This is a genomic window from Dolomitihabitans soli (assembly GCF_022213955.1).
Classification (GTDB): Bacteria; Actinomycetota; Actinomycetes; order Streptosporangiales; family Streptosporangiaceae; genus Streptosporangium_A; species Streptosporangium_A soli.
On the sequence record NZ_JAKNTW010000025.1, the window covers coordinates 1 to 13,636 of the forward strand.

10 protein-coding genes are annotated in these 13,636 nt (G+C 71.9%); 4 read left to right on the forward strand and 6 right to left on the reverse strand.

The genetic code is table 11. The annotated features are described in order from the left end of the window. Positions 1 to 421: biotin/lipoyl-containing protein (locus MBA17_RS36180; protein ID WP_238502002.1), on the forward strand; the 421-nt coding region annotated here is incomplete at its 5' end. Here MBA17_RS36180 and MBA17_RS36185 read toward each other — a convergent pair. After that, positions 362 to 1,372, reverse strand: coding sequence for a helix-turn-helix transcriptional regulator (locus MBA17_RS36185; protein ID WP_238502120.1), 1,011 nt, complete (start codon positions 1,370 to 1,372; stop codon positions 362 to 364). The genes MBA17_RS36180 and MBA17_RS36185 overlap by 60 nt on opposite strands. Before the next feature lie 65 nt (positions 1,373 to 1,437). Between MBA17_RS36185 and MBA17_RS36190 the strand changes: the two genes are divergently transcribed. Together MBA17_RS36190 and MBA17_RS36195 are read left to right on the forward strand one after the other, a co-directional pair. Then, entirely contained in the window at positions 1,438 to 2,865 is a 1,428-nt protein-coding gene (locus MBA17_RS36190) for an FAD-binding oxidoreductase (RefSeq protein ID WP_238502004.1), read from the forward strand. A gap of 23 nt (positions 2,866 to 2,888) precedes the next feature. Next, positions 2,889 to 3,260 carry a VOC family protein gene (locus MBA17_RS36195; protein WP_238502006.1) on the forward strand — a complete coding sequence of 124 codons (372 nt, stop codon included), beginning with the start codon at positions 2,889 to 2,891 and terminating at the stop codon, positions 3,258 to 3,260. Between the two features lie 42 nt (positions 3,261 to 3,302). Here MBA17_RS36195 and MBA17_RS36200 read toward each other — a convergent pair whose 3' ends face one another. The 4 genes from MBA17_RS36200 to MBA17_RS36215 form a co-directional block, all read right to left on the reverse strand. Continuing rightward, positions 3,303 to 3,908: a TetR/AcrR family transcriptional regulator gene (locus MBA17_RS36200; protein ID WP_238502008.1), complete on the reverse strand. Its 606-nt coding sequence runs from the start codon at positions 3,906 to 3,908 to the stop codon at positions 3,303 to 3,305. Positions 3,909 to 3,948: 40 nt separating this feature from the next. After that, positions 3,949 to 6,483: a PEP/pyruvate-binding domain-containing protein gene (locus tag MBA17_RS36205; protein ID WP_238502009.1), complete on the reverse strand. Its 2,535-nt coding sequence runs from the start codon at positions 6,481 to 6,483 to the stop codon at positions 3,949 to 3,951. Then, on the reverse strand, positions 6,480 to 8,033 hold the full coding sequence (locus MBA17_RS36210; protein ID WP_238502011.1) for an MFS transporter: 1,554 nt from the start codon (positions 8,031 to 8,033) through the stop codon (positions 6,480 to 6,482). Before MBA17_RS36210 ends, MBA17_RS36205 begins: the two co-directional genes overlap by 4 nt. 263 nt (positions 8,034 to 8,296) lie before the next feature. Then, positions 8,297 to 9,205 (reverse strand): helix-turn-helix domain-containing protein, encoded by a 909-nt coding sequence (locus MBA17_RS36215; RefSeq protein WP_238502013.1) that lies wholly within the window; start codon positions 9,203 to 9,205, stop codon positions 8,297 to 8,299. Between the two features lie 594 nt (positions 9,206 to 9,799). On the opposite strand from MBA17_RS36215, the gene MBA17_RS36220 reads away from it, so the two are divergent. After that, complete coding sequence (locus MBA17_RS36220) at positions 9,800 to 10,582, forward strand: SAM-dependent methyltransferase (protein WP_238502014.1); 783 nt, start codon at positions 9,800 to 9,802, stop codon at positions 10,580 to 10,582. A 7-nt stretch (positions 10,583 to 10,589) separates the two neighbouring features. Here MBA17_RS36220 and MBA17_RS36225 read toward each other — a convergent pair whose 3' ends face one another. Then, positions 10,590 to 13,370, reverse strand: a complete 2,781-nt coding sequence (locus tag MBA17_RS36225; RefSeq protein ID WP_238502015.1) for an AfsR/SARP family transcriptional regulator — start codon at positions 13,368 to 13,370, stop codon at positions 10,590 to 10,592. Positions 13,371 to 13,636 lie beyond the last annotated feature (266 nt).

The following is a 13,636-nucleotide window of genomic DNA, read 5'->3' on the forward strand; positions in this document are numbered from 1 at the left end:
GTTCGCGGGGGTGATCGAGCCGTATGCGGGGGCTGCGGCGGCGGTTGCGGAGGGGGAGCCGGCCGGGCGTGAGCACATCACGGTCGAGGTGGGCGGCAAACGGCTGGAGGTCGTCCTGCCCGCCGGCTTCGGCGCCGCCGTACCGGCCGGTGCGGCCAAGCCCGCCAGGCGCGTCGGCGGGCGGCGGGCGGCGGCCGCGGCGAGCGGAAACGCCCTCACCTCGCCCATGCAGGGCACCATCGTCAAGGTCGCCGTCGAGGACGGGGCCGCGGTGGCCGAAGGCGACGTGATCGTGGTGCTGGAGGCGATGAAGATGGAACAGCCGCTCACCGCCCACAAGGCGGGCACGGTGACCGGCCTGTCAGCGCGGGTCGGCGAGGGCGTCACCGCCGGCGTCACGATCTGCGAGATCAGCGGCTGAGCCCTCGGTGAGCCGCCGGCCCACGGTTCGCAGCCGGTCCAGAAGCTCGGCGGGACCGGTGACGGAGAAGCCGGCGTCCAGGGCGACGAGATCACCGACGATGAGGTCGAGGGAGTCGGCGCCGAAGCTCACCGCGCAGGTGTGGTCGTCGAGGGGGACGATCCTGCCGGGGATCAGCGTGCGCAGGCGGTCCCGCACCAGCGCGGCGGGGGCCCGTACGGTGGCCTCGGCGGTGTAACGGTAGGGCGCGGACGTGATGGTGGCGGCCAGGAAGGCGGCGGCGTCGGTGGCGGGCAGCGCGCGCGGGGCGAATCGCCGGTGGCCGGGGACGGGGTCGGCGACCCGGTCGACGCGGAAGGTGCGCCAGTCGTCGCGTCCGGGATCGAAGGCGATGAGGTACCAGAGGCCGTAAGCGGCGACCAGGCTGTGCGGCTCGACCCTGCGGGTGGCCTGCGCGCCGTCCCGGCCGGTGTAGGCGAAGGACACCGTCTCGTGGTCGCGGCAGGCCGTGGCGAGCACGGTCAGCGTCGCCGGATCGGCGCGCGGCCCGCGGCGGCGCGGCACCTTGACCGTGGTGTCGCCGACCGCCGCGACCTGGGCTCGCAGCCGGGCGGGCAGCACCTGCTCCAGCTTGGCCAGCGCGCGCACGGAGGAGTCCTCGATGCCGGCCACGCCGCTGCCCGCCGAGGTGCGCAGCCCCACCGCGACCGCCACGGCCTCCTCGTCGTCGAGCAGCAGCGGCGGCAGGTTCGTGCCCGAGGCCAGCCGGTAGCCGCCCGCGACGCCGGTGGTGGCGTCCACCGGGTACCCGAGCGCCCGGAGCCGCTCGATGTCGCGGCGCACGGTGCGGCCGGTCACGCCGAGCCGTTCGGACAGTTCGGCCCCCGGCCATTCGCGCCTGGTCTGCAGCAGCGACAGCAGGCGCAGGAGCCTGGCGGGCATGTCTCTCATCACGAATTTAGTTTGCCCTCTTTTAAGGACATTTGATGTCCTAAAGCCCGCATAGCGTCGGGTCCATGTCCACAAGAACTTTCACCGAAGAGATCAACACGCTGGCCGGACGGGTGGCGGGCCCCGTCTTCAGACCCGGCGACGACGGTTACGACGCGGAGCGAACCGGCTACCAGACCGGCTTCCGGCACCGGCCGGACATGATCGTCGGCGCGCTCGGCGCGCAGGACGTGCGCGCCGCCGTCGAGTTCGCCGCCGCCCACCGGCTGCCCGTGGCCGTGCAGGCCGCCGGTCACGGGCTGACGGCCGCCGCCGAGGGCGGCCTGCTGATCAGCACCCGCAGGATGAACGGGGTCCGGGTGGACCCCGGCACCAGCACCGCCTGGATCGAGGCGGGCGCGACCTGGGGAGAAGTCGTTTCGGCGGCCGCGCGGCACGGGCTGGCGCCGCTGAGCGGCTCCAGCCTGGACGTGGGCGCGGTCCCCTACACCCTCGGCGGCGGCCTCGGCCTGCTGGCCCGCCGCTACGGCTACGCGGCCGACCACGTGCACGAGATCGACATCGTCACCGCCGACGGCCGGTTGCGGCACGTCACCGCGCGACGCGATCCCGAGCTGTTCCACGCGCTGTGCGGCGGGCGCGACGGACTCGGCGTCGTCACCGGGCTGCGGGCCGGCCTCGTGCCGGTCACCCGGTTGTACGGCGGCTCCCTGTTCTTCGACGCCGAACGGGTACCCGATCTGCTGCCCGCCTACCTGCGCTGGACCGCCACGGTCCCGGAGGAGCTGACCTCGGCGGTGTCGCTGATCCCGTTCCCCGATCTGCCCGCGTTTCCCGAACCGTTCAGGGGCCGGCGCGTCGCGGGCGTCCAGATCGCGTTCACCGGTGACGCGGCGGCGGGGGAGCGCCTGGTGGCGCCGCTCCGCGCGGCCGGGCCGTACCTGCTGGACACTCTGCGGGACCTGCCCTACACCGAGTCCGGCTCCATCCACGACGAGCCCCACACGCCGCACGCCTACCACGGGGACAACGCGATGCTGAGCGACCTCGACGCCGAGACCCTGGCGACCGTGGCCCGCCTGACGGGACCGGACGCCCCGGTGATGTGCATCGTCGGGGTCCGTCATCTCGGCGGCGCCCTCGCCCGGCCGCCCGTCCCGGGCAACGCGGTCGCGCACCGCGACGCCCGTTACCTCCTGCAGATCCTCTCGCCTCTCGACGCCCCCGGCGGCGGCCTCGACGCCGTCCTGCCCGTCCACCGGCGCGTCCTCGACGTCGTGACGCCGTGGACCCTGGGCAGGTCGCCGAACTTCGTGTTCGGCGAGCGGCGGACCGGCGCGCACGGCCCCGGCGACCCGCGCCGGACCGCCCTCAAGGCGATTCACGACCCGGCCGGGATCTTTGACATCATCGCGAACGTGGATGTCGAAGCGTCGGCATCGGCTCCCACGTCACAGGTGAGCGACGCCCGCGAGGGGGCAGTCCAGGAATGACGGACGAAGAGGAGGAGAGACCGATGTTCGGTGACACCAAGGCGTTCAGCGGCTTCGCGGTGGACGACATGGAGAAGGCCAAGAAGTTCTACGGCGACGTACTCGGCTTGAAGGTGACCGAGGAGCACGGTCTGGCGATGCTGCACCTGGCCGGTGGTACGAACGTGCTGATCTATCCCAAGCCCAGCCACACCCCGGCTTCGTTCACGATCCTGAACTTCCCGGTGGACGACATCGAGACGGCCGTCGACGAGCTGACGCGGCGTGGCGTCCGCTTCGAGAGGTACGAGAGCATGAAGACCGACGAGAAGGGGATCTTCCGCGAGGGCGGCCCCTTGATCGCCTGGTTCAGGGACCCCGCGGGCAACGTGCTGTCGGTGCTCCAGGAACGGTGAGCCGGCGGGCCCGCCCGCCGGTGCGCGCGGGCGGGCCGCGCCTCACGGCGAGGTGAACAGGGGAAGCATGACCTCGTCGACTATCCCGACGATGACCTCGTCGGGCACCGGTGCGCCGTTGAAGAGGAAATGGTGCCGGAGCAGCGCCTGGCCCGCCTCCAGCCTGCGCTGGGTGCCCGCCGCCGCGTCGCACTCGCCCCGGACGGCGGCTCTGCGCACGATCTCGGCCATCACCTTCACGCTGTTGCCCCGGGCGCGTTCGCGGATCTCCTTCGCGCGGACGGGGTCGCGCAGCACGTCGCTGAGCAGCCCGCGCAGGGCCTCCCCAACCGGCCCCGCGAGCTGTTCGGCCACCTGCCGCAGCACCATCAGGGAATCCCCGCGCAGACTCCCGGTGTCGGGCATCGAGGTCGGGTCGGGGAACGTGCGATAGACGGTTTCCATCACCAGTTCGGCGCGGCTCGGCCAGCGGCGGTAGAGAGACGCCTTGCTGGCCTGGGCGCGCTCGGCGACGCTCTCCATGGTCATCCGGGCATAGCCGACCTCGGCGAGTTCGGCCATGGTCGCCTGGTAGATGGCCGCGTTGAGCGCTTCGCCACGGCGCCGCGGCAGCTTGCGGTGGTCTGTGTCGGCCGTGACATCCGGCATGGAGACCCCCTCTCGGTCGGCGTGCGGGGCTGGGAAGATTCTAGGAAGCCGTTTCCGCCGCGGTGACCAGACCGAGGTCGCCGTCCACGGTCACCAGCCTCCCGTCGGTGAGCTCGCTGGTCGCCACACCGGTACCCATGATCGCCGGGATGCCGTACTCCCGGGCGACGATCGCGGCGTGCGAGGCGATTCCCCCCGTGTCGACCACCACGGCCGCCGCGCGCTGGAACAACGGCGTCCAGGCGGGATTCGTGTACGGGCAGACCAGCACGTCACCGCTGCGCAACCGGCCGAACTCGGCGGAGTCGCGGATGACGCGAACCGGTCCGGTGACCCTGCCGCCGCCCGCGGGCGTACCGCTGACCAGTGCGTCCCCGCCGCCCTTCGCCGGCGGATACACCGCGCTGAAGTCGATCATCCGCACGCCCGCGAGCTCGTCCCGCTTGGCCGACCTCGCCAGTACGGCGGAGCGCAGCCCGGCCAGTTCCCGCCCGCCGAGCCGCTCGACGTCGGCGATCCCCTCGATCTCCGCCAGCCGCAGATGGAAGACGTCCTCCCGGGCGGCCAGCACCCCCGCCCGGCGGAGCCGGTCCCCGATCTCCAGCAGGCAACGCCGCAGGATGGGCAGCGCCTGCGTGCCGTAGAAGTGGGTGTCCTCGCGGAACGCCACGCCCGCGCGCGCGGCCTCGACCTGGCGGCGCAGGTGGGAGCGCAGCCCGGTCCACCGCACGACGGGATGCCCGAGCAGACGCCGCAGCGCCTCCTCGGGACGATGCGCGGAGACGGCCGAAGGCGGTTCCCCGACCAGCACCTTGACCAGCCCGAGGATCGTGTCGGGCGCCTCCCCCCAGGTCGGCGCGGAGACCAGGAGCGGTGAGGCCGTCTCCCGGTGCCCGTACTCCTTCAAAAACTCCGCCAGGGCGGCCCTGAACTCGCCGAACTCGGGCAGTTCCCGCACGGCCGCCGCCAGCGGGCCGGGTGCCGGCTCCGCGAAGACGCGGCGCAGGCGGTCGTCCGCCCGGACCATCGCCGCCAGGGCGGCGAGCGAGTCGTTGGCCGCGCCGGTCCGGGTCGGCGCGCCCACGATCAGCAGCGGCATCAGCCGGCCCAGCCCGAGCAGCTTCAGCTTCAGGCCGAGCGCCAGCAGCGACAGCCCGGAGCGGGGCAGGTAGTCGATGCGCAGGTCGGTGATCGGGGGCATGAGGTTCAGGATCTCCCGTGGCATCCGGGACAGGGCCGGCCAGGCCAGCGACGCGGGTTCGCGGGCGGCCTCCTCGCGTACCCGCCGGGTGAACATGGCGAACCGGGGGTCCAGCGTCCACCGCGCCGGGTCGTACCGCCGGGCCCGGGACAGCAGGCTGAACGGGGCGAGGAGGGTCCTGGCCGTCGGGCGCGGGTCCGGCGGTTCGAGGCGCGCGACGACGCCGTCCTCCTCGGGCAGCAGCCGCTCGATCGCGGGGAACCGGACGCCGATGCTGCCGGTCATCTCGGAGACCATCTGCAGCGGCCCGTGTCGCATCCACGTCGTGAGGTCGAGCGGATACGGGCGGACCTGGAGCATCTCCACCAGGAAGGGGACGACTCTGCGCTGCAGGGGGTTCAGCGGGCGTCGCAGCGGAGGCGGCGGCAGCGCGGTCATCGGCCGGGCCTGGAGCAGCCGCACCACGCCCTCCGCGCACGCCCACTCGATGTCCTGCGGCCGTCCGAACCGCTCCGCCACGGCCGTGCCGAGGGAGACCAGCTCGCGCAGCGCCTCCTCGGTCACGACGGGCCCCGCCGACAGGTCGCCGGGGGCGTGGGTGACGCCGCCGCCCGCCGCCGCGCGGATGACCACCTCGCGCCGTCCCGCCCGCCGGTCCCTGATCCGGCCCGCGCGGTCGAGCACGTAGTGGTCCGGCGTGACCAGCCCGGAGACGACGGCCTCGCCGAGGCCGCTGCCGGCGTCGATCACGACCTCGTCGCGGTCGCCGGTGACCGGGTTGGCGGTGAACATCACCCCGGCGCTCTCCGCGTCGACCATGCTCTGCACCACGACGGCGATGCGGACGTCGGTGGCGTCCACGCCCCGCCGCGCGCGGTAGGCGATGGCGCGTTCGGTCCACAGCGACGCCCAGCAGTCGTGCACCGCGCTGATCACCGCCTCCTCGCCGATGACGTTGAGGTAGGTGTCCTGCTGCCCGGCGAAGGCGGCCCCGGGGAGATCCTCGGCCGTGGCGCTCGACCGCACCGCGACCGGCCCTTCCCCGAGGTCCCGGTAGGCGGCGGCGATGGCCGTGCGCAGTTCGGCGGGAACGGGGACGGCGGCGAAGTCGTCCCGGATGCCCGCGCCGTCGTCCTCTCCGGCGGCCAGCCGCGCGGCGATCCGTGCGGCCAGGCCGCCGCGCTCCACGAGCACGGTGTAGGCGTCCGTGGTCACCACGAAGCCGCCGGGCACCGGGAACCCGCTCCTGATCAGTTCGCCCAGGTTGGCGCCCTTGCCCCCGGCCCGGTCGAGGTCGTGCCGGCCGAAGGCGGCCAGCGGGGCGACGAGCGCGCCGACCGGCTGCGCGACCGTGGTGTGGCGGGACTCTGTCACGACTTGCTCCTTGAGGTTTCTGGCATGGTCACGTGGGCGGTGTCGCGCAGCGGCCTGGCCGGCAGGGCGAGGGCGAGCGCGCAGGCGAGCACGAGCAGCGGCGTCACGTACCCGAAGACCTGCGGGACGACCTCACCGAACGCCCCGGCGACAGCCGTACGGTCGGCGGGGGGCAGGGTGGCGAGCAGCTCCGGGGTGAGGCTGTTCGCGTCCTGGCCGGATCCGGGCAGCGCCTGCAGGAATCGGGCGGTGACGAGGGATCCGACGACCGCCACCCCGGCCGTGGCCCCGATCTGGCGCAGGAAGGTCACCGTTCCGGTGGCCGCGCCGAGGTCCCGGTGGTCGGCGGAGTTCTGCGCGGCCAGCACCATCACCTGCATGACGAGGCCGATGCCGAGGCCGAGCAGCAGGATCGCCACCCCCACGGGGAACGGCCCGCTCGCCGCGTCCACGCTCGCCAGCAGGCCCATCCCGGCGGTCGCCAGCACGGTCCCGGCCACCGGGTACGCCTTGTAACGGCCGGTCCTGGTGATCAGGCGGCCGGAGACCGTGGTGGCCGTCAGGATCCCCGTCATCAGGGTCATCACCACCAGGCCGGACTCCGAAGCCGAGGCCCCCATGGCGATCTGCAGGAGGCTCGGCGTGTAGCTGACCGTGGCCAGCATCGCGAACCCGATCAGGAAGCTGATCGCCGCCGGGATCGCGAAGGACGGATCGCGGAAAAGCCGCAACGGGATGATCGGGTCGGCCGCGAACCGCGCGGCGAGGAGCCAGCCCGCGCAGCCGGCGATCGTCAGGGCGGCCAGCGCGGCGACCGTTCCCCACGTCCTGTCCCCGCTCACCCCGCTGGTGAGCAGGATCAGCCCGATGACCGCCGCGGCCAGGCACAACGCCCCCGCGTAGTCGATCCGCGGCCCTCGCTCCGGCCTGGGCAGGCGCAGCATGACGCTCAGCGCGACCAGCGCCAGCAGCCCCAGCGGCAGGTACGTGTAGAAGATCCATCGCCAGCTCAGCCGGTCGATGAAGAAGCCGCCCACGACCGGCCCCGCGACCGCCGCGACCACGTACGCTCCGCCGATCAGGCCCAGGTAGCGGCCCCGCTCGCGAGGGCTGACGATCTCACCGATGATCGCCTGCGGCCCGATCATCAGCCCGCCGCCGCCCAGGCCCTGCAGCGCGCGGTAGAAGGTCAGCGCGGTGAACGACTCCGCGGTCGCGCACAACGCCGCGCCGATCAGGAACAGCACGATCGCGACCTGGAGGACCCGCTTGCGGCCGAACCTGTCGCCGAACTTGCCGTACAGCGGCATGGACACGGTCGCCGCGACGAGGTAGGCGGTGACCAGGTCGGACATCCGGTCCAGGCCGCCCAGCCCACCGGCGACGGTGGGCAGCGCGGGCGCCATGATTGTCTGGTCCAGTGCGCCCAGGAGCATCGCCAGCATGAGGCTGGGGAGCACCCTGAGCACGGCCCTGCGGCCGGGATCCGTCCCCGCCCGCCCACCGGGCGTCTCCGCATGCCGCATGTGCGTCGCCTCCGCCTCGTACAAATAGAAAACGCTGCGTTCTCTAATCGAACGATACGGTGAACAAGTAGAGAACGCAACGTTTTCTAACGGCGAGTGGGGTCGTCAGGATGCGGGCGGGCCGAGGGTGTCCCACGCCGGGATCGATCAACCACCGCTTCCCCTGCCGGCACGTGCACCGGCCGCGCGCGGCTCGTAGGGCAACCGCCGCACCGTCGCCGGCCACGCGCGGCTCTCAGGGGTGCCGCGGGGCCACCCCGATGGTCACCGGCTGGTCGGCGGGCCGGTCAGGGCAGCTGGTCGAGGGCCGCGCGCAGGATCCCCGGGGTGGCCGCGGCGGGCTCGGCGGCGAGCGTGAGGCGGTTCATGACGTCCCAGTAGCCTTGGACGTCGGCCGGCTTGTCGGGGTACACCGCGCTGGTGAGCTGTTCGAGGTAGACCGCGTCGGGGAGATCGCGCTCGGGGAAGCGCAGGATGGCGATGGGCCCGCCGGCCGCCGCGTGGCCGCCGGTGCTGAGCATGATCACCTGAATGGTGACGTTGGGCAGGGCGTTCAGCTCGATGAGATGCTGGATCTGGGCTCGCATGGTCGCCGTGCCGCCCATGGGACGGCGCAGCACCGCCTCGTCGACGACGACCCACAGCTTGGTCGGGTCCGGCTTGTGCAGGATCTGGGCGCGGTTCATCCGCAGGCTCACCCGGCGTTCGATCTCGGACTCGCGCGCCGTCGGGTGGCCGAGCCTGATGACGGCGCGGGCGTAGTCGGCGGTCTGCAGCAGCCCGGGGACGAACTGCACCTCGTAGCCGCGGATGACCGAGGCGGCCTGTTCGAGGCCGAGGTAGTTCTCGAACCAGCCGGGCACCACGTCGCCGTAGGACTGCCACCATCCCGGCGTGTTCGACTGCCTGGCCAGCTCCAGCACCGGCTCCCGGTCGCCCGGATCGGTCATGCCGTACAGGGTGAGCAGGTCGGCGACGTCTCGCTCCTTGAAGCCGACCCGGCCCAGCTCCATCCGGCTGATCTTGGAGGCGGAGGCGCGGATCTCGTAGGCCGCGTCGTCGGGCGAGATTCCGCACGCCTCGCGGAGCCGGCGTAGCTGCGCGCCGACCAACAGGCGCAACACGGTCGATCTGGCCGACCGGCCTTGAAGCGCGGGATTCTTCGCCTCGTCGCGTGCATCCCGAGCGGTATTCATGTCAACCCTCCCAGATCCGGTGACCACCAGGCCAAAGCCTTCCATTTCAATCCGGTTCTGGAGGCGATATGCGCCCTTCGGGTTAGGCGTGGAAGCTCGGGAAACGCTTGCCGCAGCGTCTGAACGAACACTTCCGCCTGGCAGCGGCCATGCCGGGAGCGGCGGGCCAGGTGTCCGTGACCCTCTGGCGGACGCCTCGTGGCAGGGCTCCCAGGCAGGTGGGTTCAATCGACTACGTACGGTTTCATCTGTTTGTGTTGATTATGACATAGCCACGCCGTAAACTCGCGAACCCGTTCCTGATAAGGAATCTCGGTGCACCGCGGCGAGCCGGCCTCGTATTCGCCCGGCAGGCTCAAAGCGGTGACCTCATTGAGCCCGGTGGAAGTAGATCATGAAGTTTTCTCATTCTATTGTGATCGTGTGCTCCACATCAGACGACGATCAAAGGGACCATGTGGGGATGGCCGCTTTGTAGAGGTATGCCCGGCCATGCCCGATGCGGAAGGCGTGCGAGCTCATTGAGGGGTGGGACCTCGTCGAACATGTGATCGTCTCGCGGTGCGGCCAGGGCCCAACAGAAACGAGCGATGGATGAGCTTGCAATCGAGCAAGGGGCCGGGTATATCCAGGCCATCGCCCGCGCGCGCCTTCGACTTCCTGTTGTGCGGTGCAGGCCACGGCGCGGCCGACCGGGTCGCCGTCGTCTCCCCCGAGGCGCGTGACCTGGCGTGGGAGAACGGCCGGTTCCTCGCCGAGGCCGTGCGCCACATGGCGGGGCGCGGCGTCCGGCAGTTCCTGGACATCGGCTCCGGCCTGCCGCTGGCCGGCAGCGTGAGCGAGGTCGCCAGGGCTGTGCGCCCGGACGCCCGCGTGGTCTACGTCGACGACGATCCGCTGGTGCACGCCCAGGCCCGCGCGCTGATCCCCACTGACGAGCGGACGGCGTTCGTGGAGGTCGGGGTGCGGCGGCCGAAGGCGATCCTGGACCACCCGGAGACCATCAGGGTGCTCGACCCGGGCGAGCCGACCGGGGTGCTGCTGCTGTCGGTCATGCACTTCGTGCACGGCGAGGACGATCCCTACGGACTCGTCGCCCGGGTGATGGACGCCATGCCGCCGGGCAGCTGCCTGGGGCTCGCCCACGTCACCTCCGACGACCTCGATCCGGGGGTGCGCCGCCGGATCGACGAGGTCTACAACGGTACGGCTGCGCCGCTGGTCCTGCGCACCACGGCGGAGATCATGAGATTCTTCGACGGCCTGCGGGTCCTGGTGCCCGGCCTGGTGGACGTGGGGGCGTGGGACGCCGACGGCGCGGCGGAGTTCAAGCCGGGGCCGATGCGTCTGCTGGGCGCGGTGGCGGTCAAGCCGTGAGCCGTCCTCACGGAGGTGTCCCGATCGGCGGGCGCGTCGCCGCGCAGGTGTGGATGATCTTTCCTTGGCAGCTGGCGCGGCGTCGCTCGGCGGCGTCGCCCTCGTACAGCTCGGCGGCACGCCCGTAACGTTCGGCCGCCTCGGCGTGCCGGTTCAGCGCCGTCAGCGCGTCGCCCGCCCGTTCGACGCAGGCCGCCTCCGCCGAGGCGTGGGCGGCCCGCCGGGCCAGCGCCTGCCCGTGCTCGCACAGCACGAGGGCCCGCTCGTACTCCTGGGCGGCCATCAGCACCCGGATCAGCGCCCGTACGGCGAAGCCGTCGTAGGACGCCGCGACGCCGTGACTTCTGAGCCGCTCGCCCATCGTCACCACCGCCTCCGCCTGGCCGACGGCCTCGGCGTGCAACCCGCGGGCGCTGGCGATCAGGGCCGTCGTCCGGCCGGCGGTGAACAGGGTGTGCTCGTCGCCGACCGTGTGAGCCAGCTCCCGCGCCCGGTCGGCGTCGCCCGACGCCAGATCCAGCCGCCCGGCGCCCGGCCGGGCGACCGCCGCCTTGTACCTGCAGAAGGCCCGCAACGACAGCACCCGCCCCAGGGACCGGGCGTCGCCCATCCTGGTGAAGACGGCCACGCAACTGTCCAGGATGGGCACGGCCCGCTCAGGCCCGCCCGGCTGCCGGGTGATCAGGGGCACCATCCGGAACCTGGCCTGCGCCGCCACGTGCGCGTCACCGCCGGCGGTCGCCGCGACGATCACGTCGCGCCACATGTCCTCGGCGTCCCGCAGCCGCCCCTTGCGCTCCAGGTAGGCCGTCACCCGCATGGCCAGCCCGCACGCGAGCCGGTGCCGCCGCCGTTCGCACGCGAGCCGGATCATCGCCAGGATGCCCTCGATCTCGGTGGCGAACCACCGGTCGGGGTCGCCCTCGATGAGCGCCAGCGTCGCCGCGGACACGAACCGCTCCCGGCTCAACGGCGCGGGCGGGGGAAGGTACGGCTCGCAGGCCACGGCCGCGCTCGCCCAGCTCGTCAGCTCCAGCCAGCCGAGGAGCAGCCGCTCGATGGTCACCTCCTCCTCGTCGAGGTGCTCGGCCAGCCGCTCCAGGCCGTACTGGCGGAGCAGGTCGTGCATGCGGTAGCGCGGCTGCCCCAGCGGATCGATGCCGGTGCCGACCAGGAGGCTGTGGCGCGTCAGGGTCTCCAGGACCGGCCCCGCGTCCGCCGCGCCGAGCAGCATCGCGGCCTGCCATTCGGGGAAGTCGCCCGGCCCGGCGAGCGTCACGGCGCGAAAGGCCAGGCGCGCGTCGGCGGGGAGGGCGGTGTAACTGTCGGCGATGCTCGCGCTGATCGTCATCTCGTCGGCGGCCAGTTCGCCGAGCCAGCCGTCGGCTCGGCGGGTCAGCCGTTTGGCGAGATAGGCGATCGGCCAGGAGTGCTGCACGGACAACCGGGCCCCGGCGATCCGCACGGCCAGCGGCAGGCCGCCGCACGCGGCCACCACCTCGTAGGCGGCGCCCCGCTCGCGGGTGACCCGTGGCCGCCCGATGATGTCGGCCAGCAACGCGACCCCCTCGGCCGGGCTCAGCGGTTCCAGCCAGAACGTGCGGAAGCCGCCCCCGGCCAGATGGATGCGGCTGGTGACGATGACGGCGCACCCGGCGGTGCCGGGCAGCAACGGCTGTACCTGGTGGGCGGCGGCGACGTCGTCGATCAGGAGCAGCACCCGGCGGCCGGCGAGCAGGGAACGCACCAGGGCGGTGCGCTGCCCGTTCCCGGTGGGCAGGTCACCGGGCGGGACGCCGAGCGAGCCGAGCAGGTCGCCGAGGACCTCCCCGGTGTCGCGGGGGCGCTCCGAGAGGGAGGCGAGCTGGACGTAGATCTGGCCGTCGGGGTAGTGCTCGCGCAGGAGGTGGGCGACATGGACGGCGAGCGCCGACTTGCCGACCCCCGGCGGGCCGGTGATGGCGGCGGTGGGAACCCCCGCCCGGTCAGCGGAAGGTGTGAGGAACGTGGTGAGTTCGGCGATCCGGTCCCTCCTGCCGGTGAAGTCCAGCACATCGGGTGGTAACTGCTGGGCCGGAATTCCGCGAACTCCCGATTCGGATGGGGCGGATGGTGCCGCCGGGAATGGTGATTCATCGAAATCGATCTCGGTGCGAAGTTGACGGAGATATTGGCCAGGTCCGCTACCCGTCTCCTGCAGTAGGAGGTCGACGGCGCTTTCGTAGTGTCTGAGTGCTTTTGCGCGTTGCCCAGAGCGGTGCAATGCGGTCATAAAGAGCCCGTGGAGTTGCTCCGACAGCGGGTCACGGGCGAGTTCGTGGCGCAGGTCCGCCAGAATGTCGCGGTGCTCGCCGAGCTCCATGCGCACCCGGAGAAGCATGAACATCGCGGCCTGGCGTTCATAAAGCAGGCCCTCGCGTAATGGCCGTAATATCTCCGAGTCGCCATTCAGGTCGCACAGCGGCGGGTCGCCCCAGAGCTTCAGCGCCCCGCCGAGCAGTTTCGCGGCGCCCGAGGGGTCTCCGGTGGCCTCGGCGGTCGTGCCGTCCCGCACGAGTGCGCGGAAGGTGTCCAGATCGACGGTGTCGGCGGGATCGAGGGCCAGCCGATAGCGACCCGCGTCCCCCTTGGGTATCCGTCCAGGCAGGACGCCCCTTATTTTCGCCATCAGCGTCTTCAGATGGCCACCGCGCGCACGGTGGTCACCCCACACCGCCTCCATCAGCGTCTCGGCGGACAGGCCCTGGGGCCCCGCCGTCACCAGTGTGGCGAGTGCACGTCTCATCATGAGGGACAGAGCGAGGGATTCTTCGCTGGAGACCACTTTGGTCTGCCCCAGGATCGCAAAGTACACCGGGCGCCCCCTTTGGCCGGGCGAATCAGCGGACGATCACCATAGCAATCGAGGTGAAACGAGTTAGGCGGGTTCTGGCCGACTGCGGAGTTGCATCGTTGGCACATAGTTAATCCCATAGGTCAACCTTCGCGCTAATCCGTCCACCTGCTGGTAACCGGTGGCGAACCTCTCGCTGACCACTGGCCTCTACCGTCGCC